This window comes from Nocardia sp. NPDC003345, from assembly GCF_053589395.1.
This window is the reverse complement of sequence record NZ_JBSFRU010000002.1, coordinates 24760-47602: the sequence shown is the minus strand read 5'-3', so window position 1 is coordinate 47602 and position 22843 is coordinate 24760. Positions and strand designations below refer to the sequence as shown.

The following is a 22843-nucleotide window of genomic DNA, read 5'->3' as shown; positions in this document are numbered from 1 at the left end:
GGTCAGAGCCCACGTGCGATGAGGTCTTTCATCACCTCGTTGCTACCGGCGAGAATCCGCAGGACCCGGGCGCCGGTGTACAGCTGGGAGATGGGGTACTCGGTCATATAGCCGTAACCGCCGAACAGCTGCAGGCAGCGGTCCACCACCACGCCGAGCTGATCCGTGGACCAGTATTTGGACATCGCCGCCGACTGGATATCCAGATCACCGCGCAGATGCCGGGAGATGCAGTCGTCCAGGAAAACCCGGTTGGTCCGCGCGATGGTCGCGCATTCGGCGAGTTCGAACTTGGTGTTCTGCATGGCGAACAGCGGTTTACCGAACGCTTCGCGGCCCTTGGTGTATTCGACGGTCAGCTCGACCGCGCGTTCCATCATCGCCACCGCCATGATCGCGGTGACCAGCCGCTCCTGGGCCAGCAACTGCATCATCTGATAGAAGCCCTGGCCCTCGGCGCCGCCCAGCAGGTTCGCCGCCGGTACCCGCAGACCGTCGAAGAACAGCTCCGCGGTGTCCTGGCCCTTCCCGCCGATCTTGGACAGGATGCGGCCCCGGGTGAAGCCGGGGGTATCGTCGCCGACCTCGGCGAACAGCAGTGAGACGCCGGCCGCGCCCTTGTCCGGGTCGGTTTTGGCGGCGATGATGATGCCGTCGCACAGCCACCCGTTGGAGATGAAGATCTTCGATCCGGTGATCACGTACTCGTCGCCCTCGCGCACCGCACGGGTCTTGATCGCCTGCAGATCCGAGCCGGTACCGGGTTCGGTCATTCCGATGGACAGCACCATCTCACCGCTGCATGCCTTGGGCAGAACCCGCTTCTTCAGCTCGTCGGAACCGAATTCGGCCAGGTAGGGCGCAATGATCGAGCTGTGCACCGGGATGCCGAGGGCGCCGTCGCCGGCCCGCACCTGTTCCTCGATGATCGCGGCCTCGTGGGCGAAGGTGCCGCCACCGCCGCCGAACTCCTCGGTGACCGCGGGACACAGCAGGCCCAGCTCACCGGCACGCCGGTACAGCGCCTTGTCCGGGTGGCCCTGTTCGATGAACTTCTCCTCGTGCGGCACCACTTCCTTCTCGAAGTAGTTGCGGGCGAGTTCCCGTACCGCCTCGACCTCGTCGTCGCTCCAAGCGGGGCGTGCCATAATCCGCGTCCTCTGTTCCGTGATCACCCGGGCCGGCCTCGTCGTGCCGGATATCCGGAACGACTGTCCCGCACTATTGGCGCATTGTCAACGAAGCGGGGGCCGGGATCGGCCGCCCGGGACGGCCCGGCTACGGCGACACCCGCCGCACTTGCCACAATGGTGGGCACGCTTGCCCAGCTCACGAAGGAATTCCCCGCTACCGATGGCCGACTCCAGCATCGACCCCCACGACCTCGCCACCTGTCTCCGTGTCCTCGACGAAGCCGGGCGACTGGACCCGGGCGATCCGGATTCGGTGACCGTCCAGCGGGCGGTGGGACGGATGTTCAAGGAGCTCAAACGACAGCGCCGGATCACCGCCCGCCAGGCCAAACTGGCCGCCGACCGCGCGGTGGTCGCCGCGACCGCCACCGGATCGCCGAACCGGATCGACGACGAGACCGCCGGGATCCCGATCAGTTCGGCGACCAGCGGCTCCAGCGCGGGCACCCTGCTGCGGCCGCGAGGGTGCTACATCTGCAAGGAGAAGTACACCCGCGTCGACGCCTTCTACCACCAGCTGTGCCCGGAATGCGCCGCGATGAGCCACCGGCGCCGCGACGCCCGCACCGATCTGACCGGCAGGCGGGCGCTACTGACCGGCGGCCGGGCCAAAATCGGCATGTACATCGCGTTGCGGTTGCTGCGCGACGGCGCGCAGACGACCATCACGACCCGCTTCCCCAACGACGCGATCCGGCGTTTCGCCGCCCAGCCCGACAGCGCCGAATGGCTGCACCGGTTGCGCATCGTCGGTATCGATCTGCGTGACCCCGCCCAGGTGGTCGCGCTGGCCGACGATATCGCGGCGCGCGGGCCGCTCGATATCCTGATCAACAACGCGGCCCAGACCGTACGCCGCTCCCCCGGTTCCTACAGCGCTCTGGCCGCCGCCGAATCCGGTCCGCTGCCCGCCGGGGAACTCCCCGAGACAGTGACCTTCGGCCAGACCACCCAGGCCCACCCGACCGCGTTGACGGCATCGCTGACGCCGGCCCTCACCGGCGCGGAAGTCGCCGAACTGGCCCTGGTGGCGGGTTCGGCGACCCCCGACCGGATCGCCCGGGGAGTGGCCATCGACGCCGGCGGGCTGGTCCCCGATCTCGCACACACCAACAGCTGGGTGCACACCGTCGGCGAGGTCGATCCCACCGAGCTCCTGGAAGTACAGCTGTGCAACTCGGTGGCACCGTTCATACTCGTCTCCCGGCTGCGTCCGGCGCTGGCCGCGGCCGCGGCCCGCCGCAAGTACGTGGTCAACGTCTCCGCCATGGAGGGACAGTTCTCCCGCGGTTACAAGGGTCCGGGGCATCCGCATACCAATATGGCCAAAGCCGCCCTCAATATGCTGACCCGCACCAGCGCCGCCGAGATGTTCGAGGCAGACGGCATTTTGATGACCGCGGTCGATACCGGTTGGATCACGGACGAGCGCCCGCACTACACCAAGATCCGGCTCGCCGACGAAGGTTTCCACGCACCGTTGGACCTGGTAGACGGTGCCGCCCGGGTGTACGACCCGGTGGTGCGCGGTGAGGCCGGTGAGGATTTGTACGGCTGTTTCCTGAAGGACTACCGCCCCTCCCCGTGGTAATTCGGATGCCGGGCACGCGCCGAGGACATACCCTGGAAGGGTGTGGTACCGGCTGCTCGCCGATCTGACCGCCGCCGTGCATATGCTGTTCATCGGCTATGTGGTGGCGGGAGGCTTCCTTGCCTGGCGATTCCCTCGCACCATCTGGGCGCACGGCCTGGCCGCGGCCTGGGGATTCGGCACGGTACTGGTCGGCTACGACTGCCCGCTCACCTACGCCGAGAACTGGGCCCGTGCCCGGGCCGGTGTCGCGGGACTGCCCTCCGAAGGCTTCATCGATCACTATCTGACGGGTGTGATCTACCCGGATAGCATGCTGGTTCAGGTGCAGATCCTGGTGGCCGCATGCGTGCTGACGTCGTGGGCGGGGCTGTGGTGGCGGTCCCGGCACCGCCCCGGCGGGATCACGGCCGGGGCGGCCGGATAACCGCCTCACCCGCACCGGTGACGGTGTGATGAAAATCGCTGTGCCGGCCGGTAACCCGGCGATCGCCGCCCGCTACGGCCAGTACGCTCGGTGCCGTGGATGTGGGCGCACGGCTGGTTCGTGACTACGAGGACGGCGCAGGTGTCGAGGAGTCGGCGCCGGTGGACTGGCCCGACCCCGGAGCACTGCTGGCCGCCACCCTGCCGGTATGGGGACTGGCCGCGGGCGCGGTCCAGGCCTTCATCGCGGCGACCGACAGGTATCGGCAGGTCACCGGCACCTCCCCGATCCGGCACCGACTCGATCCCGGGCGGATCGCCGCATCGTTCACCAGCGATCGTCTGCTGCGGGTGGACGGGGCTCCGGTCGACGCCTTCGCCGACCTCTCCGGCTTCTTCCCGACCTTCGACGGCTGGGTACGCACCCACGCCAACTATCCGCACCATCGGGCGAGTTTGCTCGCGGCACTCGAACTACCCGCCGACGCTCCCGTGGAACGCGCGGAAGCGCAGATGGCCATGATCCGCGCGGCCGATCTCGAGGAGCTCGCGGCAGCCCGCGGGGCGATCGCGGTACGGGTGCGGGACGAGACGCAGTGGCGGGCCTGCCCGCAGGCCGGCTCCGCGGCCGCCGGGCCGTTGGTGGCGGTGGTGGAACGCTCCGACCGCAGGCGCTATTCGCTCCCGATATCGGGCACGCCCTACCAGCCACTCCAGGGCGTGCGCGTACTCGATCTGACCCGGGTGATCGCGGGTCCGGTCGCCACCCGGGCACTGGCCCTGCTGGGGGCCGAGGTGCTACGGATCGACCCCCCGCATATCCCCGAGATTCCGTGGCAGTACACCGATACCTGCCAGGGCAAGAAGTCCGCACTGCTGGATCTGCGCGGCCCCGATACGCAGTGGGAGACCCTGCTGGACAGCGCCGATGTTCTGGTCACCGGCTACCGGCCGGGCGCCCTCGAGCGGCTGGGCCTGTCCGGGCGGCCGGGGCTCGTCCACGCCCGGGTGAGCGCCTGGGGGTTCACCGGGCCGTGGGCCGGGCGCCGCGGCTTCGACAGTATCGTCCAGGCGGCCACCGGGATCGCCGTTATCGAGGGTGCGTCCGCGGTACCGGGCGCCCTGCCCGCCCAGGCGCTGGATCACTCCTCGGGGTATCTGCTCGCGGCCGGGATCATCGACGCGCTCGCCGCCCGGACGAGCGACGGGCGCGGTCGCGATGTCCGGGCCTCACTGGCCCGCACCGCGACGTGGCTGCTTTCCGAACGCGGCCGCACACCCGGACACCCCGCACCCGCCGTCCCCGACCCGGGCGCGACGGTCACCCACGACCGTGTGGTCACGGCCGCACCGGCGCTGGCCGAGTTCCCGGACTACCCGAATCCGGCACCGGTCTACGGCAGCGCCGCAGCACGCTGGCCGGATACGCCCGGCGCGGGATGATCAGAGGCCGGTGGAGAGGCGCACGACCACTCGTTCCTGAGTGACCTCCTGCACCGTGAGATCCATGCCCTGCGCCGATCCGGTCTCCCCTCTGGGCACCGTGACCTCCTGTCCGGCGACGGTGAGCGTGACGAGATCCCCCTGCACACCGGTGAGCCGGACATCCACGCCGAGCACGCTGATCTGGGCATCCACGCCCCGGTCGAATGTCACCGTGCAACCACTGACCTCACATTCGCTGCTTGCACCGGGGCCGGTGACGGTGCAGGCCGAGATGCCCAGGGTGGCGGCGAACAGAATGGCGAACACGGCGAACAGCCGTCGAGCGGACATGCGCACAGTGTAGGGACTCACAGACCGGCCGGAAATGGGCCGGCGTGTCGGAAACGGTTCGCTTTCTGTCGCTTCGGCCTCTCGGCCACACTGTCGCGGGACCGTAGAGTCGGATGCGTAGCGGTGGCGATCGCGTGTCGTCACCGCTGTTTCGCGAGCGGGCAGCCCCGGTGCGCGGCCTGTCGCGCTCGCCGGTTCCCGCGCGAGCGGGCGGAAACGCCCCTGAGCTCGCCACCGGCCGGCGCCCTCCCGCGCGTCCGCCGGCGCCTATCGCCTACCCGTCCAGGTCCTGGATGCCGGATGGGTAGCGGCGTGTACGGGTGCGACAGCTGCGGCGCTGCGGGGTCGCCGTAGCGTGCACCCGTACACGCATCGGATCGGCGATCCACCCGGCGGGCGCGCGAGGTGCTGCGCGCCCACCGGGTACGCGCCGCTACGGCCCGTCCAGCCCGAACCCGGAATCCATTTCGATATCGGGATCGAGGATTCCGCACACTTTCCAGCCGTCCTCGTTCACCAGGTCATAGGTCATGGTCGAGGTGGTCTCCGTTCCCATCACCTCGACGGCGATCTCCATGGTGAAGGTCCCCGAATCACTGCCGGCGGGCACATCCACGCTCTTCAGCGTTGTCGTCGACGCCGGCAGATCGGAATCGGGAACGCCCGTGGGCTTGGTCGGATTCTCCTGCTCGTACTTGCTGATCTCGTCCATATCGGCCGCGCAGACCAGGTCCTCCGGGTCGCCCTTCTGGTCGACCCAGGCCTGTGCGACCTCCCGGGGATCGTCGTACCCGCCGCCGACGACACCGCCGCCGTCGCCGCCGAACAGGAAGAACGCTCCGGCTCCCACCGCGATCAGCACGACCGCGACACCGCCGATGATCAGCGCGATCTTGCCGCCGTTACCGCCGGACCGCGGTGGCGGGCCGCCGTATCCGCCGGGTGCACCGAATTGCTGCTGCCCCGGCGGATACGGCTGCTGCCCGTACTGCGGTTGCTGCCCCGGATAGGGGCCCTGCTGACCCGGATACGGGCCACCGGGGGGCGGCACGGGTCCGCCGGGTCGGTGATTATGCGGATTGGGCTGGTGCGGGTGACCCATCAGGACGTCCTGTTTCCTTGCGTTCGTGCACGACGCCCGATGCGACGTCGTGTCCCATACTCATTTCCCCGGGGCTTCGCGGCGTTAACCGCGACCGAAAGTCACTCTACGCACAAGCGAATCGCCTGCGCCACATAGGCGCCCGACCGGTGCCGAACACATCGAGACCGGCCGCGCGGGCAGTGCGCCGGCCCCCTCATCCGGATACTCATACCGCCACCATCGACGCGGCGATCGCCTCCGCGTTGGCCACCCGCTTGCCCCGGGCCTCGCCGGAACTGCGTTCGTAGTACTGATCGAATACCGCGGCCGCTTCCCCGGCCGTCGACGTGGCCTTGAGCCGGTTGTAGGCGCCCGATTCGCTGCCGCCCAACTCGTGCATCATGAAATCGATCTGGTTCTTCCAGCTGGTCACCCCGCCTTCGCGACCCGAGGCGAAGGCCTCCAGGTTCTCGCGGCGTCCGCCCAGCCACTGGGCCAGGCCGATGGCGCCTTCGTTCGGGTTGTAGGCGCCGGTATCGAATCCGGATTCGACCTGCAGATTTCCCAGGATCCCCGCGGCCTGTTCCGGTGTGAGGTGATATTTCTCGATCAGGTACCGGTACATGTCCTGAACGGTGGCCTTCTCACCTTCTCCGATGGGCTCGGCCGAGGCATCACTGTAGGCGCTGCCGGTGTCGGTGAGCCCGGGGAAATACGGTGATCCACCTCCCGAACCGCCGCCACCCCCGTTGGACCATTGCCCCGGCACCTCCTGGGACCTACCTTCCAGCGCCGCGTAGGCCACCCAGACCTTGTTCACCACATCACCGATGGCCTTGTCGATGGCGTCGACGGCGTCGATCTGCCGAGAAGGTGTCGGATCGTCGGGAACACTACGGGTGATCTCCATGACCGAATCGCGGAGTTCCTCGAATTCGCCGGTGACCAGATTGGAGTCATCGGCGGCGCGTGCGGCGAGAAACCCGACCTTGTCGTCGAGCGCGTACCAGTCCTCCTGGAACTGGTCGACCTGCCCCTCCTTGACCTTGTACTTCTCCTCCAGGTCGCTGGTCCCCGGGCGGTCCTTGGCCTTCTTCACCAACTCTCCGGGGGTGAGGGTCGCCGCCGACTTGTTCCCGAGCCCGGCCTCCAGCGCCTTCAGTACGTCCTCTGTATAGGCGATATAGGGGTTCAGAATCGGAGCGTTGCGCGGACGATGGAGCGTCCAGTCCTCCTTGGGGGCCATGCTCAACCTTCCTCACCCGATACCGTCACCTGCATAACAGAATTCCATTACCCGCCCGCGCGCCACCCTCCCGCTGGTGAGAATGGTTCCCCGGTCGGCGACGAGTTTTCAGGCTTTCGGTATAGCGGGGTTTCTTTCGCTACCGGAATCGCGGCGGTTTGCCACCATCGAAGCCGTGCTCGACTCTCTTCCCATCACGGTGGGCCGTTTCGCGAAATCTGTTCGCCGGGCGGTGTTCGTGGTTATCGCGCTGGTTCTCATGGCCGCGGCCGCCGCACCCGCCCCGGCGGCGCCCTCGACGGTGGCGCCGGTTCCGTCCGCCGGCTGCGCAACGCCGCGCCCGGCACCCGGGCCGGAGCCGGCGCTCTTCACGGCCCGCGGCCTGACGGGCATCTACCTGCGCGATATCCCGGCAGACACGAACCGGCCCCTGCCCGTTGTCCTGGATCTGCACGGATATCTGGAACCCGTCTTCATCCAGCACGCCGGCACCGGATTGGGCGACTACGGCCGCGCGCAGGGATTCATCACGATCACTCCGCAGCTGCTCCGGCCGGGACTGCCCCGCTGGGATTTCGACCGCGGTTCCGCCGATATCGGCTACTTGGCGGATCTGCTGACCGAGATGGAATCGACCCTGTGCGTCGATACCCGGCGGATCTACGCGACCGGCCTGTCCATGGGTGGTTTCACGACCTCGTCGCTGGGCTGTCAACTGGCCGACCGGCTCGCGGCCATCGCGCCGGTGGCCGGGCTCTCCGATTTCGCGTGGTGCGAACCCGCGCGGCCTGTTCCCGTGATCGCCTTCCACGGCACCGCCGATCCCATCGTCGCCTACGAGGGCGGTACGGGACCGAACGCGCGGCTGCTGCCGTCGCCGGACGGTTCCGGTTCGGCGGACCCACAGCACGACCGCCCGGATGTGGAGGGGCCCGGACCGCAATCGATCAGCGATAACGCCGCCGCGTGGGCACGGCGCAACGGTTGCACGACCGAACCGGCCGAGCAGCGCATCGCCGGCGATATCGTGCTGGCCACCTATCCGTGCCCCGAAGGGGCCGAGGTCCAGCTGTGGAAGGTCCTCGGCGGCGGGCACATCTGGTTCGGCACCCCGTCGGAGATCTTCCCGGCGGCGCTGGTCGGCAGCGATACCGACTCGATCAGCGCCACCACGATCATCTGGGATTTCTTCCGGGCGCACCCTATACGGAGCTGACCGGACCTCCACGGTGCAGGGCCGCGATACGGGTTGCGGCCCGGTCGTATTCGGCGACGAGGCGATCCACCACGACGGCGGCGGGCCGGATCTCGTCCACCGCGCCGATACCGTGGCCGGCGCCCCAGATATCGCGCCAGGCCTTGGCCTCCGAGGTGCCGGGGTCCAGGAATTCCAGCGAACCGGTACCGCCACCGGGCACCACCAGATTGTCGGGATCCAGGCCCGCGGCCGTAATGCTGGGACGTAGGTAGTTGCCTCGCACGCCGGTGAAGAAATCGGTGAACACGATATCCCCGGCCGTTCCGGTGACGATCATCTTCTTGTACTCCGGGACCGCGTTCGCCTCGTCGGTGGCGATGAACAGCGATCCGATGTAGGCGAAATCGGCCCCGGCCGCCAGGGCCGCCAGCACGCTGTCGCCGTGGGCGATCGCGCCCGACAGTGCCAGCGGCCCGTCGAACCACTCCCGGATCTCGCGCACCAGCGCGAACGGCGAGACGACACCGCCGTGACCACCGGCACCCGCCGCTACCGCGATCAGCCCGTCCGCGCCCTTCTCGACCGCCTTGCGCGCGAAGGTGTCACTGATGACATCGTGCAGGACCACACCTCCGTAGGCGTGGATCCGCTCGTTCACATCGGCACGCGCGCCGAGCGAGGTGATGACGATCGGAACCTCGAACTCTTCCAGGATCGCCAGATCCTCGAGCAACCGTCCGTTGGTCTTGTGCACGATCAGGTTCACCGCGAAGGGCGCGGATCCCGGGGCGGCGGCGAGTTCCGTGGTGACCCGGGTCAGCCAGTCCCGCAGCTGGCCGGTGGTGCGGGCGTTCAGAGCGGGGAAGGAGCCGATGACGCCCGCCTTCGCCTGCGCCAGGACCAGTTCGGGGCCGGACACGATGAACATGGGGGCGGCGATGACGGGCAGGCGCAGGTCGGCGCGCAGGATGGCGGGAAGTCGCTCGGTCACACAGCCGACATTAACAGCGGGCGGGTGCCATCAGTTGCCGATCCGGTGTGGGATCGGCCACGGGAACACCCGGAGCCGGGGCGCCGGGCCTATTTCCGGGGCAGCCCGAGGACCAGCGTCGCGATCGTATTCAACTGGATCTCCAGCGTCCCGCCGCCGATCACCCAGGTGGGGATATCGAGTTCGTGATGTACCGGTTCGGAGATCGCCTCCCCGAGTGCCGCCGCCGGGCCGATGAGATCGATGGCGGCCGCGGCCGCGTCGGTATGCAGCATCGAGGCAGCCGCTTTCGCGATACTCGTCGCGGGACCCACCGGATGCCCGTCGAGCCGCCGGATCGTCTCGCGCAGGTTCATCGCCGAGATGGCCGCGCCGCGAGCGCTGATCCGGCCGAGGGCGCGCACCGCGTCGTCGCGGGTGCCCGTGTACTCCTGCCGTTCGATGATGCCGCGCAGCCGTGCGTTATGACCCGGATCCCGCACGCCGCCGATGAAAAGCCGCTCCTGGGCCAGGGTTTCCAGGGTCAGCGCCCAGCCCTGGCCCGGCTCGCCCAGGACCATCGAATCGGGTACGAAGGCGTTGTCGAAGAAGACCTCGTTGAATTCGGCGTCGCCGCTGGCCTGGGTGATGGGCCGGACCTGCACTCCGGGCCCGTGCATATCGACCAGAAACATGGTCAGGCCGCGATGCCGTTGCGCGTCCGGATCGGTGCGGGCGAGCAGCAGTCCCCAGTGGGAGCGGTGCGCCAGTGTGGTCCAGATCTTCTGGCCGGCGAGTTCCCAGCCACCGTCGACCCGGGTGGCGCGCAGGCTCAGCGACGCGACATCGGATCCGGCCTCCGGTTCGCTGAACAGCTGGCACCAGATCTCCTCCCCGCGCAGCGCGGGCGCGGCCAGCCGGGCCAGCTGGTCGGGAGTACCGCGCTGGAGCACGATCGGCACCACCCACTGCCCGATCCCCATGGACGGGGCGGAGATACCGTGCCGGTCGTATTCGTCCTGCAGGATCAGCTGTTCCAGCGGCCCCGCCTCGATTCCGTAGGGCCGGGCCATCGGCGGGGACACCAGGCCGCTGTCGGCCAGCAGGGTCCGGCGCGGACCGGTGTTCACCGAATCGTGGTCACCGATGGTCGAAGGGTCCGGATTGTCCAGGTCGCCGGCCCGGTCCAGGATCTCCGACACCCATTCGCGAAAGGTCGAATCGTCTTCCGGGAGTGGTACGGCGAAGTTGCGTGGCCCGCCCAGAGCCGCTTCACCCAGCCGCTGTTCCCAGGTCCCCACCGGACCGGCGAGCCCGGCCAGGGAAATGGCCCGGCGCCAGTAGAGGTGCAGATCGTGTTCCCAGGTGAATCCGATGGCGCCGTGCAGCCCGAGGCATTCCACGGCCGCGTGGACCGCGTTGCCCAAGGTGGCGAGTGCCGCCCCCGCCACCGCGTGGAGGCGCTGGCGGGGTTCGTCACCCAATCCGCGCACCGCGTCCCATGCCGCCGCGGTGGCGAGCTCGCTGGTGATCAGCAACTGGGCGGTGCGGTGCTGTACCGCCTGGAACGCGCCGATGGGCCGGCCGAACTGTGTGCGGGACTTCACGTATGCGGTGGCGGTATCCGAGCACCAGCGGATGACCCCGGCGGCCTCCACCGCGGCCAGCGCCACCGCCAGCGCGGAAACCAGGTCGGTATCGAGGTCGACGGGTGCCGCCCCGGCGACCTCGCGCAACCGGACGGCGCCGATATCGCGTCCGAGATCGGCCGCCTCCCGCACGTCGACATCCACACCGGCCGCCGCGCGGTCCACCACGAACCACTGCGTCCGGGTGTCCGTGGCGGCGGCCACCAGGAACAGTTCGGCGGCGACCGCGCCGAGGACGATATCGGCCGAACCGGTCAGCACCGGGTTCGCGGGGTCGCCCCCGGCGGCGATCCCGTGCTCCGGCAGGATCACCGCGGCGGCGGCACCCGCGGTGAGGCGCCGCAGCACGGAGTCGATCGGCTCCGCACCCGCGGCCGTGGCGAGTGCTGCACCGGCGATCACTGTGGGCAGTAACGGGCCCGGCAGCAGCGCACGCCCCGATTCCGCGAGCACCACCGCGAGGTCGTCCAAGGTGCCGCCCTGCCCGCCGATATCTTCGGGCAGATGGATACCGGGCAGCCCGAGCGCCACCAGGTCGGGCCAGAAGGCGGGTAGCACGCCCTGTTTCAGGTCCTCGGCGTATTTGCGCGTGTATTCGCGGCCGGCGTGGCGGGCGGCGAAGCCCGCGACGGTATCGGCCAGCGCCGCCTGGTCTGCGGTCAGGGCAACAGGCACGGTTCTCATTCCGGTCGGGGGCTCGGTCGGTCCCGGGCCATGGCCCGGGACCTCCAGATTAGAACACGTTCTACACCGGGCGCCGGTATTCCGGAATCCTCGCGCCCGGGCCCCGGACGGCCGCGCCCGGCTCAGATGAGCGTGCCGACATCCTGTGCCACCAGGTTGTCCAGGGCGCGTTCGGCCACCGCCGCGATGGTCATCGAAGGGTTGCAGGCGGCGGCATTGCCCGGTAGCAGCGCTCCGTCCAGAACATAGAGGCCGCGCTGTCCCATGACCCGGCCGTCGAGATCGCAGACCGAGCCCATACACGCGCCGCCGAGCGGATGCCAGGTCGAGGGGAACGCCTTGTTGGTATCGCCCACCACCGAGGCCGCGCCCGCCACCTTGTGCACCGTCTTCTCGATATGGCCGTACTGGATGGCCGCGTCGCCGTCCGCCGGCCACGACAACCGGGCCGTTTCGGCAGCCGAATCGTAGACGAACCGGCCGCGGGCCTCGCTCACGCCGTAACCGACCAGCATCGTGGTACGCGCGTCCATCCCCAGCGGCGGAATCGAGGCCTGGATCACCGTATGCGCGGTCGCGGGATCGTCCCAGTTGAGACTGCCGTAGACGACGGGCCCGCCTTGCTCCGGCCCGAAATCCTCGGTCGGGTTCGTCCAGGTGTAGATGCGGTCGGCGTTGGTGCCCCAGCCGGTACCCAAGGCATCGGGCATATCCGGGACCAGCCCCTTACCCGCGGCCCGCATGAGCAACCGGGTGGTGTTGAGGCTGCCGGCCGCCATGATCAGCGCGCCGGTCGTGAGGATCTTCCGCTCCAGGATCCGCGCGGATTCGTCGGTCCGGTCGGCGTGCACGATCCAGCGCCCGCCGGGACCCCGCTCGATATCGGTCACATTGTGCATCACCTGGACATCGACCAGCCCGGTCGCCTCGGCCTCGGCGACGTAGGTGACATCCACCGAATGCTTACCGCCGTTGTTGACGCCGAACGCGCCCGCGCCGTTGGAATAGGAGGCCTTCATCTCGCCGCGGGTTTCGGCCAGCGCGTAGTTCCAGTCGATCGGCATCGGAATCTTCGATACCGGCAGCCCGGCGGCCTCGGCATTTCGCGCGAATACCCGCGCCGCCTTGTAGTTCGGGTGCGCGATCAAGTCGTCCGGCGCCACCGCCAGCCGCAGCATCGACGCGACACGCGGGTAATGGACGCGGTCCATTACCCGCCAGTCCAGTTCCGCCGGGAAATGGGTGTTGAACACCGCTTCGGACGGCTGCAGCGACATGCCCTGATAGAGCAGCGAACCGCCGCCCAGCCCCGCCGCGCACAGCGCGGTCATATTGTCGCCGACCACCGCGTCCAGCAGTCCGGTGTAGGGCTCGAGCGAAACCGGCCTCCCCAGGACCTGGGGCGCGGACCCGTACCAGAGTAGTCGTTTATCGGGGTCGAGCGGATTGCCGAAGGTGTTCGCGTCGGGTCCGGTGGCCCAGCGCTTTCCGCGTTCGAGTAGCAGCACGGGCACACCGGCCTGCGCGAGCCGCAGGGCCGCGATACCGCCGCCGAAGCCGGAGCCCACCACGATCACCCGATGTTCCTCGCGTACCACCGGGGTTCGCCGGCGCGGGGCCCGCGCGCCGCTGTCCGCCGTGGCGACCGCCGCACCGGTCAGTGAGATACCGGCCGCCGCCGCGGCACCTCCCAGGAACGTGCGCCGTGAGAATGCGGACAAGAGCGACCTCCGAACAGCCGTGCACACGACTCCGCGCAGGCGCGCCGCCGCTACCTCGCCCCGGACGCAGCGGCCGGGTAGCCGACAAGCGGAGTGCCCGCGAAGGTTTCGCGGGCGGGCTCAAAAGTAGATACGTGTCACAGCCGGTGTCAAGAACCTATCGGTCGATTGCCCAACTGTGCCCAACGGTCACCGCCATCTCCTATCACACCAGCTCAGAACGTTGTTCAGCGAGGCTGGAATGTGATATGGACACATGTCCATCGCAGGTGGGAGGAGGTTCCGCGCAGTCAGCCGGCGGCTTCGAGTTCCGCCTTCAACCGGTCGAGGGTGCGCCGGATATTGCCTTTCTGGAACTCGGCGAAACCCCGCTTTCCGGTGGCGATCCGGTCGAACCACAGCGCCGGGGTATCCGGCCAGGTGGTGCGGTCGTCGTACCACGTCTCGGTGATGCGGGTTCCACCGGCGACGGGCTCGAACTCGTATTCCCAGGTTGCCACGGCAACCGGCAGCACCGGCTTCCACAGCCCCCAGCGTCGTACCTCGAACCGGAACAGGCTCGGCCGCGTCGCCTCGGTCACCGTGCACTCGGTATGCCAGCGCATCGGGCCCCGGCGATTGGCCCCCACGAACGTCATTCCCGGATGGGCCGCCACACCGGGCTCGGCCACCACCGCGCCGGTGTTCTCCGGACTCCACCGGCCCATCTGCGTTACATCGCTCACCGCGTCGTAGGCGGCTTCCGGCCCGACCGCCACCACGACGCTGTCGGACACCCGAGTGGTCCGGCTGATGTTCACCACGGCTGTAACTCCTTACCGATGCCGTATTTCATGAGCGGGACGATCGTGCCCCGGATGAACGCCCGCGCCGTGTCCTCGTCGTCGAAATTCACACCGGCGGTCGGGGTGAGCATCAGCGAATGCGCCATCCTGGCAACCAGTTCGGCGACCGGACGCGGGTCGTAACGGGCCAGCAGGCCCTGCTCTTGCGCGGTCCGCAGGACGCCACCGATGTACTCGATGCCCTGCGATACCAGTTCCTCACCGCGCACCGTGTAGAAGCCGAGCGCTTCCTCCGGCGCCACCGCCAGCAGCTGGGTCACCAGCGGGTGGGTCCGGGTCAGCCGCAGCACGAAGTAGACGGTCTCCTCGATCTGGGCCTCGACCCCGGAGGTGCCGGCCGCGATCGCGGAGGCCTCCGCGAGCACCCGGCCGATCTCCCGGTACAGCGCCGCCTCGATGAGGTTGTCCTTGCCCGAGAATCGGCGGTAGATCGTCACCCGGTTGATCCCGCATCGGCGCGCGATATCGTCCAGACTGCTGCGCCGGATGCCGACCTGCAGGATCCGGGCCAACGTCGCGTCGAGGATGCGTTCGTCGACTTCGTCATAGGTGCGGACCATATGGCCGGAGTATAGACCGGGCAGAAGGAGGTCACCCCTGGTCATCGGCGGCGGTATGAGCGAGCAGGGCGGCCACCGCTCGTTCCGCGCTCTGCGCCGCGCTCTCCATCGTCGCCGACCAGTCGGTGCGGGTCCAATCCCCCGCCAGCATCAGGGTGGGCACCGAGGTCCGCTGATCGGGGCGCAGGCCGTCGGTGCCCAGCACCTGGGAGAAAGTGGCCTTGGGCATTTTCACGACATGCGCGTGCACCACATTCGCTTCGGCCGCTTCGGGATAGTAGCGCCGGATGAGCGCGACCTGCTCCTCGATGATCTCGTCGTTGCTCTTGTGGATCTGCTCGTAGGCGCCGCTGGTGGTGAGGCAGTAGAGCCACGCGCCGTCCGGGTCCCGGCCGTGCATCCGCTGCCGGTCGAAGACCTCGTCGATCACCCCGGTTCCGCCGATCAGCGCCTCCATGGCCGATTCGGTGGCCAGCGGGCGATCCAGATAGAGGTTGGTGCTGACGATGGGCGTCACATGCAATTTATCGGCCGCGGCATAGATCTCGGCGTGTTCGGGAAGGTCGTCGAGCAGCCCGTGGATACCGGTATTGGGCACCGCGCACACCACCGCGCCGGCCGGGATCTCGGTACCGTCGTCGAGCACCACACCGGTGACCACGCCGTCGGTCACGACGATCCGGCGGGCCACCGTCCGGAAGCGCACGTCCACGCCGTACTTCTCGAAAACCCGTTCCGCACCGGTGATGTAGAGCGTATCCAGATCCACGGTCGGATAGCCGATCGTGACTCCGGTGCGGTCACGGAAGCCGATGCGGATACCGGTGGCGAGCACATCAGCGAAGATCTTGGCGGATTCCCGGTCGACCGGTTCGGCCGCGATGCCGAGCGCCAGCCAATCCCAGAGCGCCTCCCGGGCTTTCGCCGGCATCCCGACCCGGCGGAACCACTGATCGGTGGTGAGATCGGCCAGGTCGGCGGGCTGGAACAGCGCCTCACGCCCCAGCCGCGCGGTGGCACGCAGCGCGCGCAGCCGATCGACCGGACCGGCGTCGGGGTGGGCGCCGAGCAGCGTCCGCAGCGCCCCGAACCCCCTGGTGTACAACGGCACCGCGCGGCCGCCCGGCCAGCGCAGCGTGCCCCCGCCCGGGAACTCCACGTATTCACGGGTCCCCACACTCTCCAGGTACCGGAACAGGCTGCGGTAGCCACTGGCCACGACATGCTGGCCGTTATCGGGGAGATCGCCGACCTCCGGCACCCGCATCGCCTGGGTCCGCCCGCCCAACCGGGCGCGCCGTTCCAGCACCGTCACCTGTTTACCGGCTTCCGCCAGCCATACCGCGGCGGCGAGCCCGGCCAGGCCGCCCCCGATCACAACGTACCGGCGCGGATCGTTCGACGGCCGCGCCCCGGCCTTCTGGGCATCCATTGACACAATGTAACGCATTCCATACATTCGTTTCATGGGCTTCGAAGACAACGGTGTTCCCGTTCCCACCCGCCACCCCGACGCCCCGGTCAAAGTGCCCGGGTTGCGGCCCTTCGCGATGCTCATGGGCATCGGGGCCCCGGACGCCGATCAGTGGGCGGCCATGGGCGCCTCGCTCCTCGTCGGCGACGAACCGATGGACGCGCTGGTCGGCTGGATGATCGATACGGGGATGGCCGCGACCCGGCCACTGTTCGAGCGCGCCCTGCGTTCCGGAATCGACACGGTCCCCGAAGCCCCGGCACCGCTGCGAGATTTCTTCACCGCGGTGGAGACCACGCCGGACTGGGTGGACCCGGACCTGGTCGCGCACGGCGAACAGGTTCTGCGCCGGGGCGGCTACGACGGCCTCTACCTGGCGCGGGATGTTTCGTTCCTGGGCGGGTACCTCGCCTCGGGATTCAACAAGACCCTGTTGCGCACCGGCGCGCTGGAGAAAGGCCCGGCCCAGCGCTTCGCCGAGACCATGCAGTGGGCGCTGGACGTCCAGAACGGTATGGAGAAATTCGGGCCCGGCTACCGGTCCACGCTGCACGTCCGTTTCGTCCATTCCCTGGTCCGCCGGCATGTGGCCGCGATGCCCGATTGGGACGGCGGCGCCTGGGGACTGCCGATCAATCAGACCGATATGGCCGCGACCCTGGTGGGCGCGCTCATCGCACCGTTCATCGGCGGTATGGCGATGGGCATCCTGCCCTCCCACACCGACCGGGAGGCCGCCGCGCATCTGGCCCGGTACGTGGGCTGGCTGATGGGCGTCGGCGACGAATGGCTGCCCACCGGCTTCCGGGACAGCGTCCGGATCCTGTACCACTGCATGTCGTCGATCACCAACCCGGACGAAACCACCAAGCGTCTCGCCGTGCCCATGGCCGACGATCCCCTCACCTGGAACTATCCGAATCTGCCGTGGTTACGCGGCCGCATCGCCCGCGCCCAGCACCTGTCGATCGCGAGTATGTATCTCGGCCCGGCGGCCATGCGCCGGCTCGGGCTGCCGCCGTATATGCCGCCCTGGTACCCGCTGATGCGGATGCCGGTCAATCTGGTTCGCAGCGCGGCGGTCCGGATCAGCCCGGCCGCCCGGCGTCTCGCCGAGGAGCGCGGGATCCGGGAACAAGAGGCCTTCAAACGACTCCTGGTCGGCAGCGGGCCCGCCGAGGTCGGGCGCTCGGCGCATCACCTCCAGCAGACGGCATAGCCCGGTACCGGGTATCGCGCAGGGATTCCCACCCCGATCTGACAGCACCCGCCCTCACACGGCACACTCGGCGGTGCACGAGGAGGTGTCGATATGTCGGACCGGCCGATCCGCCTGGCCAACTTCTCCGGATATCTCGGCGACCGGTTCACCGCGGTGGACGAGGTTCTCGCCGGTGACCCGGTGGATGTCCTGGTGGGCGACTACCTGGCGGAGATCACGCTGGCCGCACTGGCGGCACGGCACCACGCCGACCCCACGCGCGGGTACGTCGAATACTTCGTCGATCAGCTCCGTCCCCACCTGAGGACGATCGCGGACCGCGGGCTCAAAGTGGTCACCAATGCCGGCGGTTTCCATCCCGCCGGCCTGGCCGCCCGGCTGCGCGACGAGAGCGCGGCCGCGGGAGCGGGACTTCGAATCGCCTATATCGAGGGCGACAACATCGTGGCCGGACTGGCGGACCTGCAGGCGCGCGGACACCGGTTCGACAACCTCGACACCGGGAAACCGCTGTCGTCCTGGCCGGTCCGGCCCATCGCCGCCAATGCCTATCTGGGCGGCCGGGGTATCGCCCGGGCACTGGCGGGCGGCGCCGATATCGTCGTCTGTGGCCGGGTCACCGATGCCTCATTGACCGCGGGTCCCGCCGCCTGGTGGCACGACTGGCGGCCCGACGATTGGAACGCCTGGGCCGGGGCCGTCCTGGCCGGGCACATCATCGAATGCGGACCGCAGGCGGTCGGCGGCAACTTCTCCGGTTTCGCGGATATCGAGAATATGCTCGCACCCGGATTCCCGGTCGCCGAGATCGCCGCCGACGGCAGTTGTGTGATCACCAAACACAGCGGCGACGACGGAGCGGTGACGGTGGATACCGTGACCGCTCAACTGGTGTACGAGATCCAGGGACCGCGGTATCCGAATCCGGATGTCACGGTGCATCTCGACGCGGTCCGGCTCACCGAGACCGGACCGGACCGGGTGCGCGTCACCGGTGTCACCGGCTCACCGCCGCCACCCACCACCAAGGTCGCGATCTTCGGACAGACCGGATATCAGCAGGTCAACACCGTTTACGTCACCGCTCCCGATATCGCGGGCAAAGTCGACCTGCTGCGCCGCCAGCTCGCGCGCGTCACCCCGGACGGGGTCGAACTGCATCTCACCACCATCGGCACCCCGGCCCCCGACCCGGAGACCCAGTGGGACGCGACCGTCGCGGTCCGGATCCTGGCCACCGCTGCCGATCCCGAAGCGCTGGCCCGGCTGGCACCGGCCCGGACCCTGGGCAGCCTCTACCTGCAGAGCTATCCCGGTTTCTTCACCGATGTCGCCGGCGCCCAGCAGACCCGGCCGAAGCCCCGGATCGAGTACTGGCCGGGCGTGCTCGCGATGGACGCGGTCGGGCATCGGGCCGTACTCGACGATCTCGTATTCGATATCGCACCCGCCCCGGCGACAGCGGTCCCCGAACCGGTCCCCCACCTCGAACCCACCGGACTCCCCACAGCCGGTCCGGCGCGCCGGGTGCCGCTCGGATTGCTGGCCTATGCCCGCAGCGGCGACAAGGGCGGTAACTGCAATGTCGGACTCTGGACGCCCTTTCCGGCCGCCTGGCCGTGGCTGCGGCGATTCCTGTCCACCGACGAGATCCGCCGGCTCATGCCCGAGGCGAAGGACCTGGATATCGTCCGGCACGAATTCCCGGAGCTGCGCGCCGTGCATTTCGTCTTCCGCGGGCTGCTGGGCACCGGCGGCTCGGCGAACGACCGGGTCGACCAGGTCGGCAAGGCGGTCGGCGAATACCTGCGGGCCAAACATGTACCTATCCCCGAAACCCTGCTCGGCACCCGGACGGACCGATGACACTCACCGACCGTCTCACCGCGGCGGCGGGTCCACGTCTCGCTGACCCGGGTGGCCCTGCGGATCCTGTCGCCGGGCATCTTCGACCGCGACTACGCGCATGCCGTCGCGGGCAGCGGCGACCGGCACCGCTACCTCGATCCGGAAACCTTCACCGCCGATACGCCGCTGGGCCGGTACCAGGGCGTCACCGAGCAGGTGCGGATGTCGCGGACGCCCGGGCGCTATCGCACGATTCTGGTGCCGCGCGGCGCCGGCGCGCCCGAATGGCTGCCCCGGTGATCCGAAACCTGTTGTGCCACCCGGGTTGTGCTGCGAGGATCGCTGTTCGTGGATGAATACCGGGTACTGGTCGACAGGATTCGCGGCACGCTGGTCGGCGGCGCGATCGGCGATGCCCTCGGGTGGCCCATCGAATTCCGGTCGCTGACCGATATCCGCAACGGCTACGGGGACACCGGGATCACCGGGTTCCTGCCCGGTCCCGACCCCGCCGCCCCGCAGCAGGTCACCGACGACACCCAGATGACGCTGTTCACCGCCGAGGGGTTGCTGCGCTGCCCGCCCGGCAACGACCCGGTTCCGGTGCTGCGGCGGGCCTATCTGCGCTGGCTGGACACCCAGCAGCGGCCACTGCCGCCCGAACGACCCGACGGCTGGCTGGCCGGCCTGCCATTCCTGTACGCGGTGCGGGCGCCGGGCAACGCCTGTATGAGCGGGCTGCGCCGGCAGGCCGACGCCTATCGGGCGCCACGGCCTTTCGGGGAACCCGGGCCGGTGAACGCCGGGTCCAAGGGCTGCGGCACGGTGATGCGTTCGGCGCCTTTCGGTCTCGTGGCGGCCGGCACCCGGGGCGCTTTCGAGACCGCGGCGCGGTGCGCACAGCTCACCCACGGTCACCCCACCGGTTATGTGGCCGCCGGGGCACTGGCCGCGCTGATCGACCGCCTCGTCGCCGGAGACACCCTCGACGGCGCGCTGGCCGTTACCGAGGAGAGGCTCGGCGCGGTGCCCGGCGCCCGGGAAACGATCGACGCGCTCGCCTTGGCGCGTGCGCAGGCGGATGCCGGTCCGGCCACACCCGAGCGGGTGGAACTGGTGGGCCAGGGCTGGATCGCCGAGGAATGTCTCGCCGTCGCCGTGTACTGCGCGATGTACGCGGAGCGAACCGGCGATATCCGGGGCGCGTTACTGCTCGCGGTGAACCATTCCGGCGATTCCGATTCCACCGGCGCCGTCGCGGGCAATCTCCTCGGCGCCCGGCACGGGCTCGCCGCGCTCCCGGCGGAGTGGGTGGCCCCGGTGGAAGGCCGGGATATCGCGATCCAGGTGGCCGACGATCTCGCGGTGGGTTTCCACTACGGGCAGCGGGACCGCCTCGGCGGCCGTTACCCACTCGACCTCGCGCCCGGGACCGAATCCGGCCCGGCACTATCAACGACGCTTCCGTGAAAGATGCGTCCGGGCCCGCCCGGCCGCTATAACGTAGGCCGGGTTATGTCCGGCGCGATGCCGGGCCCCGCAGGACCGAGAAGGACGGGAATATGGAGATTCAGGGATCACGGGCCATTGTCGTCGGCGGCGCCTCCGGGATGGGACGTGCGAGCGCCGAGGCCCTGGCCGCACGCGGCGCCGAAGTCGCCATCGTCGACCGGACGGCCGCCGAGGGCACCAAGGTCGCGGCCGATCTGGGTGGTTCCTTCTTCGAGGCCGATGTCACCGATCACGCCGCCGTGGAGTCGGTCCTCGCCGCGGCGGTCGCGGAACTGGGCGGCCTGGATATCGCCGTCAACACGGCCGGCGGTGGAATCGCCAAGCGCACACTGTCCAAGGACGGCCCGCACGATCTGGAGTCGTTCACCAACATCATCAATCTCAATCTCATCGCCACCTTCAACCTCAACCGGCTACAGGCGTGGCATATGAGCAAAGGTGAGCCCAACGCCGACGGGGAACGCGGCGTGATCGTCAACACCGCCTCCATCGCCGCGTTCGAAGGCCAGATCGGACAGGTCGCCTATACCGCGGCGAAGGCCGGGATCGCCGGCATGGCGCTGACCATGGCCCGCGACCTGGGTTCGGTGGGTGTGCGGGTGCTGGCCATCGCGCCGTCGCTGTTCGATACCGGAATCCTGGCGGGCGTGCCCGAGGAGATGGTGACCCCGCTGGTCGCCGGCAACGCCTTCCCGAAGCGGATGGGCCGGCCGGAGGAGTACGCCAAACTCGCCTGCGCGATCGTCGACAACGCGATGCTCAACGGGCAGTGCCTGCGACTCGACGCCGGGATGCGATTCGCGCCCAAGTGACCCGCGCCCCCGCCGCGCATCCGGTGCACGCGCCGGCGGCGCGGCGGGGCCACCGGCGCGCGCGTGGGCGCCGCCGACCATAATGGGCTCGACGGTAGTCCCGAACTCCGCGGCTCGTGGCCGCACTTCGCACCACTGGAGGTGGCCATGACGCTGGAAGCCGTGCGGCCCGCGGAATCGATCGCCGACCGGATCGGACTCGAACGCCTCGCGGACTTGCGGTTTCGCGGGCGTATCCACCCGGGCCCACCGCAGCGCAGCTACGGCGGGGAGGTCGCGGGCCAGGCCGTGCTGGCCGCCGGTCTCACCGCGCCCGCCGACCGTCCCATCCATTCCGCACAGACCTATTTCCTGTTGCCCGGTGACACCACGGTTCCCACCGATTTCCTGGTGGAGCCGGTGCGCGACGGCGGTTCCTTCTCGACCCGCCGGGTGGAGGCCGTTCAGAACGACCGCGTGATCTTCACGATGCTCGCGTCCTTCCACCGGTCAGAGGAGGGACTGGCCCATCAGGTCGCGACGCTCGATACCCCCGCACCCGAAGACGTGCCCGATCTCGCGGAAGTGTTCGCCGGCCATCCGGACGCGCTCCAGTGGACCAGCCACTTCCTCGACGCGCTCGGGATCGATGCCCGTTTTCCCGACCCACCGGCCCGGGCGCACGCCATGCGCGGCGAAGCGTCCTCGCCCCGGCAGCGCGTCTGGCTGCGAACCCGGCAGCCGGTGCCCGACGCCGGGCTCGAACAAGCGGCCTGCCTGATGTATCTCAGCGATCTGCTGTTGCTCTCGGCGGCCACCGGCCCGCACGGCGAGGCGCTCGAGCGGGTGGAGTTGCAGGTGGCCACCATCAACCATTCGATCTGGTTCCATGCGCCGATCCGCGTGGACGAGTGGTTCCTGCACGATCAGTACGGCCGCTGGGCCGGCGGCGGCCGGGGGCTCGCGCACGGCGAAGTCCTGGATCGATCCGGACGACTCTGCGCCACCACCGTGCAGGAGGGCCTGATCCGGCCGCGCGGGCCGCGGTGACCG

Annotated in this window: 20 protein-coding genes; 10 read left to right on the top strand and 10 right to left on the bottom strand. The window is 69.1% G+C overall.

Annotated features, from left to right (window positions below; genetic code table 11):
- Positions 1-2: 2 nt before the first annotated feature.
- Positions 3-1148, bottom strand: a complete 1146-nt coding sequence (locus ACWDU1_RS00620; RefSeq protein ID WP_449994558.1) for an acyl-CoA dehydrogenase family protein — start codon at positions 1146-1148, stop codon at positions 3-5.
- Positions 1149-1353: 205 nt separating this feature from the next.
- On the opposite strand from ACWDU1_RS00620, the gene ACWDU1_RS00615 reads away from it, so the two are divergent.
- The 3 genes from ACWDU1_RS00615 to ACWDU1_RS00605 all read left to right on the top strand — a co-directional run bounded on the left by ACWDU1_RS00615 (position 1354) and on the right by ACWDU1_RS00605 (position 4653).
- Positions 1354-2784: an SDR family NAD(P)-dependent oxidoreductase gene (locus ACWDU1_RS00615; protein ID WP_449994556.1), complete on the top strand. Its 1431-nt coding sequence runs from the start codon at positions 1354-1356 to the stop codon at positions 2782-2784.
- A gap of 40 nt (positions 2785-2824) precedes the next feature.
- Positions 2825-3211: a DUF2784 domain-containing protein gene (locus ACWDU1_RS00610; protein ID WP_449994554.1), complete on the top strand. Its 387-nt coding sequence runs from the start codon at positions 2825-2827 to the stop codon at positions 3209-3211.
- Between the two features lie 95 nt (positions 3212-3306).
- A complete protein-coding gene (locus ACWDU1_RS00605) occupies positions 3307-4653 on the top strand; it encodes a CoA transferase (protein ID WP_449994552.1) in 1347 nt (448 codons plus the stop codon).
- Here ACWDU1_RS00605 and ACWDU1_RS00600 read toward each other — a convergent pair whose 3' ends face one another.
- From ACWDU1_RS00600 to ACWDU1_RS00590, 3 genes are all read right to left on the bottom strand, one after another.
- Positions 4654-4986, bottom strand: coding sequence for a hypothetical protein (locus tag ACWDU1_RS00600; RefSeq protein WP_449994550.1), 333 nt, complete (start codon positions 4984-4986; stop codon positions 4654-4656).
- Positions 4987-5419: 433 nt separating this feature from the next.
- Positions 5420-6037 carry a hypothetical protein gene (locus ACWDU1_RS00595; RefSeq protein WP_449994548.1) on the bottom strand — a complete coding sequence of 206 codons (618 nt, stop codon included), beginning with the start codon at positions 6035-6037 and terminating at the stop codon, positions 5420-5422.
- A gap of 259 nt (positions 6038-6296) precedes the next feature.
- Positions 6297-7316, bottom strand: a complete 1020-nt coding sequence (locus ACWDU1_RS00590; protein WP_449994546.1) for a phage tail tip lysozyme — start codon at positions 7314-7316, stop codon at positions 6297-6299.
- A gap of 175 nt (positions 7317-7491) precedes the next feature.
- Between ACWDU1_RS00590 and ACWDU1_RS00585 the strand changes: the two genes are divergently transcribed.
- Entirely contained in the window at positions 7492-8532 is a 1041-nt protein-coding gene (locus tag ACWDU1_RS00585) for an alpha/beta hydrolase family esterase (protein WP_449994545.1), read from the top strand.
- Here the strand turns inward: ACWDU1_RS00585 and ACWDU1_RS00580 are convergent.
- The 6 genes from ACWDU1_RS00580 to hpnE form a co-directional block, all read right to left on the bottom strand.
- Entirely contained in the window at positions 8519-9442 is a 924-nt protein-coding gene (locus tag ACWDU1_RS00580; RefSeq protein WP_449994607.1) for an NAD(P)H-dependent flavin oxidoreductase, read from the bottom strand. The genes ACWDU1_RS00585 and ACWDU1_RS00580 overlap by 14 nt on opposite strands.
- A gap of 152 nt (positions 9443-9594) precedes the next feature.
- Entirely contained in the window at positions 9595-11817 is a 2223-nt protein-coding gene (locus ACWDU1_RS00575; protein ID WP_449994543.1) for an acyl-CoA dehydrogenase, read from the bottom strand.
- Between the two features lie 122 nt (positions 11818-11939).
- Positions 11940-13538 (bottom strand): GMC oxidoreductase, encoded by a 1599-nt coding sequence (locus ACWDU1_RS00570; protein ID WP_449994541.1) that lies wholly within the window; start codon positions 13536-13538, stop codon positions 11940-11942.
- A gap of 290 nt (positions 13539-13828) precedes the next feature.
- Entirely contained in the window at positions 13829-14338 is a 510-nt protein-coding gene (locus ACWDU1_RS00565; RefSeq protein ID WP_449994540.1) for an SRPBCC family protein, read from the bottom strand.
- The gene (locus ACWDU1_RS00560) at positions 14335-14943 is read right to left on the bottom strand and encodes a TetR/AcrR family transcriptional regulator (protein ID WP_449994538.1); all 609 of its coding nucleotides are present in this window, start codon (positions 14941-14943) and stop codon (positions 14335-14337) included. Before ACWDU1_RS00560 ends, ACWDU1_RS00565 begins: the two co-directional genes overlap by 4 nt.
- A 31-nt stretch (positions 14944-14974) precedes the next feature.
- Positions 14975-16393, bottom strand: a complete 1419-nt coding sequence (gene hpnE / locus ACWDU1_RS00555; protein WP_449994536.1) for a hydroxysqualene dehydroxylase HpnE — start codon at positions 16391-16393, stop codon at positions 14975-14977.
- A 16-nt stretch (positions 16394-16409) separates the two neighbouring features.
- Between hpnE and ACWDU1_RS00550 the strand changes: the two genes are divergently transcribed.
- The 6 genes from ACWDU1_RS00550 to ACWDU1_RS00525 all read left to right on the top strand — a co-directional run bounded on the left by ACWDU1_RS00550 (position 16410) and on the right by ACWDU1_RS00525 (position 22840).
- Positions 16410-17636 (top strand): oxygenase MpaB family protein, encoded by a 1227-nt coding sequence (locus ACWDU1_RS00550; protein WP_449994535.1) that lies wholly within the window; start codon positions 16410-16412, stop codon positions 17634-17636.
- Positions 17637-17729: 93 nt separating this feature from the next.
- Complete coding sequence (locus ACWDU1_RS00545; RefSeq protein WP_449994533.1) at positions 17730-19505, top strand: acyclic terpene utilization AtuA family protein; 1776 nt, start codon at positions 17730-17732, stop codon at positions 19503-19505.
- 51 nt (positions 19506-19556) lie between these two features.
- A complete protein-coding gene (locus tag ACWDU1_RS00540; RefSeq protein ID WP_449994531.1) occupies positions 19557-19787 on the top strand; it encodes a hypothetical protein in 231 nt (76 codons plus the stop codon).
- A gap of 48 nt (positions 19788-19835) precedes the next feature.
- Positions 19836-20957 carry an ADP-ribosylglycohydrolase family protein gene (locus ACWDU1_RS00535; RefSeq protein WP_449994530.1) on the top strand — a complete coding sequence of 374 codons (1122 nt, stop codon included), beginning with the start codon at positions 19836-19838 and terminating at the stop codon, positions 20955-20957.
- A gap of 92 nt (positions 20958-21049) precedes the next feature.
- Positions 21050-21811, top strand: coding sequence for an SDR family NAD(P)-dependent oxidoreductase (locus ACWDU1_RS00530; protein WP_449994528.1), 762 nt, complete (start codon positions 21050-21052; stop codon positions 21809-21811).
- A gap of 147 nt (positions 21812-21958) precedes the next feature.
- Positions 21959-22840, top strand: a complete 882-nt coding sequence (locus ACWDU1_RS00525) for an acyl-CoA thioesterase (RefSeq protein WP_449994526.1) — start codon at positions 21959-21961, stop codon at positions 22838-22840.
- Positions 22841-22843: the final 3 nt, after the last annotated feature.

Coding starts and splice junctions, on each gene's coding strand:
- ACWDU1_RS00620 (WP_449994558.1), bottom strand. CDS start 1,148: ATGGCACGCCCCGCTTGGAGCGACGACGAGGTCGAGGCGGTACGGGAA.
- ACWDU1_RS00615 (WP_449994556.1), top strand. CDS start 1,354: ATGGCCGACTCCAGCATCGACCCCCACGACCTCGCCACCTGTCTCCGT.
- ACWDU1_RS00600 (WP_449994550.1), bottom strand. CDS start 4,986: ATGTCCGCTCGACGGCTGTTCGCCGTGTTCGCCATTCTGTTCGCCGCC.
- ACWDU1_RS00590 (WP_449994546.1), bottom strand. CDS start 7,316: ATGGCCCCCAAGGAGGACTGGACGCTCCATCGTCCGCGCAACGCTCCG.
- ACWDU1_RS00580 (WP_449994607.1), bottom strand. CDS start 9,442: ATGTTCATCGTGTCCGGCCCCGAACTGGTCCTGGCGCAGGCGAAGGCG.
- ACWDU1_RS00575 (WP_449994543.1), bottom strand. CDS start 11,817: ATGAGAACCGTGCCTGTTGCCCTGACCGCAGACCAGGCGGCGCTGGCC.
- ACWDU1_RS00560 (WP_449994538.1), bottom strand. CDS start 14,943: ATGGTCCGCACCTATGACGAAGTCGACGAACGCATCCTCGACGCGACG.
- hpnE (WP_449994536.1), bottom strand. CDS start 16,393: ATGCGTTACATTGTGTCAATGGATGCCCAGAAGGCCGGGGCGCGGCCG.
- ACWDU1_RS00550 (WP_449994535.1), top strand. CDS start 16,410: ATGGGCTTCGAAGACAACGGTGTTCCCGTTCCCACCCGCCACCCCGAC.
- ACWDU1_RS00545 (WP_449994533.1), top strand. CDS start 17,730: ATGTCGGACCGGCCGATCCGCCTGGCCAACTTCTCCGGATATCTCGGC.
- ACWDU1_RS00530 (WP_449994528.1), top strand. CDS start 21,050: ATGGAGATTCAGGGATCACGGGCCATTGTCGTCGGCGGCGCCTCCGGG.
- ACWDU1_RS00525 (WP_449994526.1), top strand. CDS start 21,959: ATGACGCTGGAAGCCGTGCGGCCCGCGGAATCGATCGCCGACCGGATC.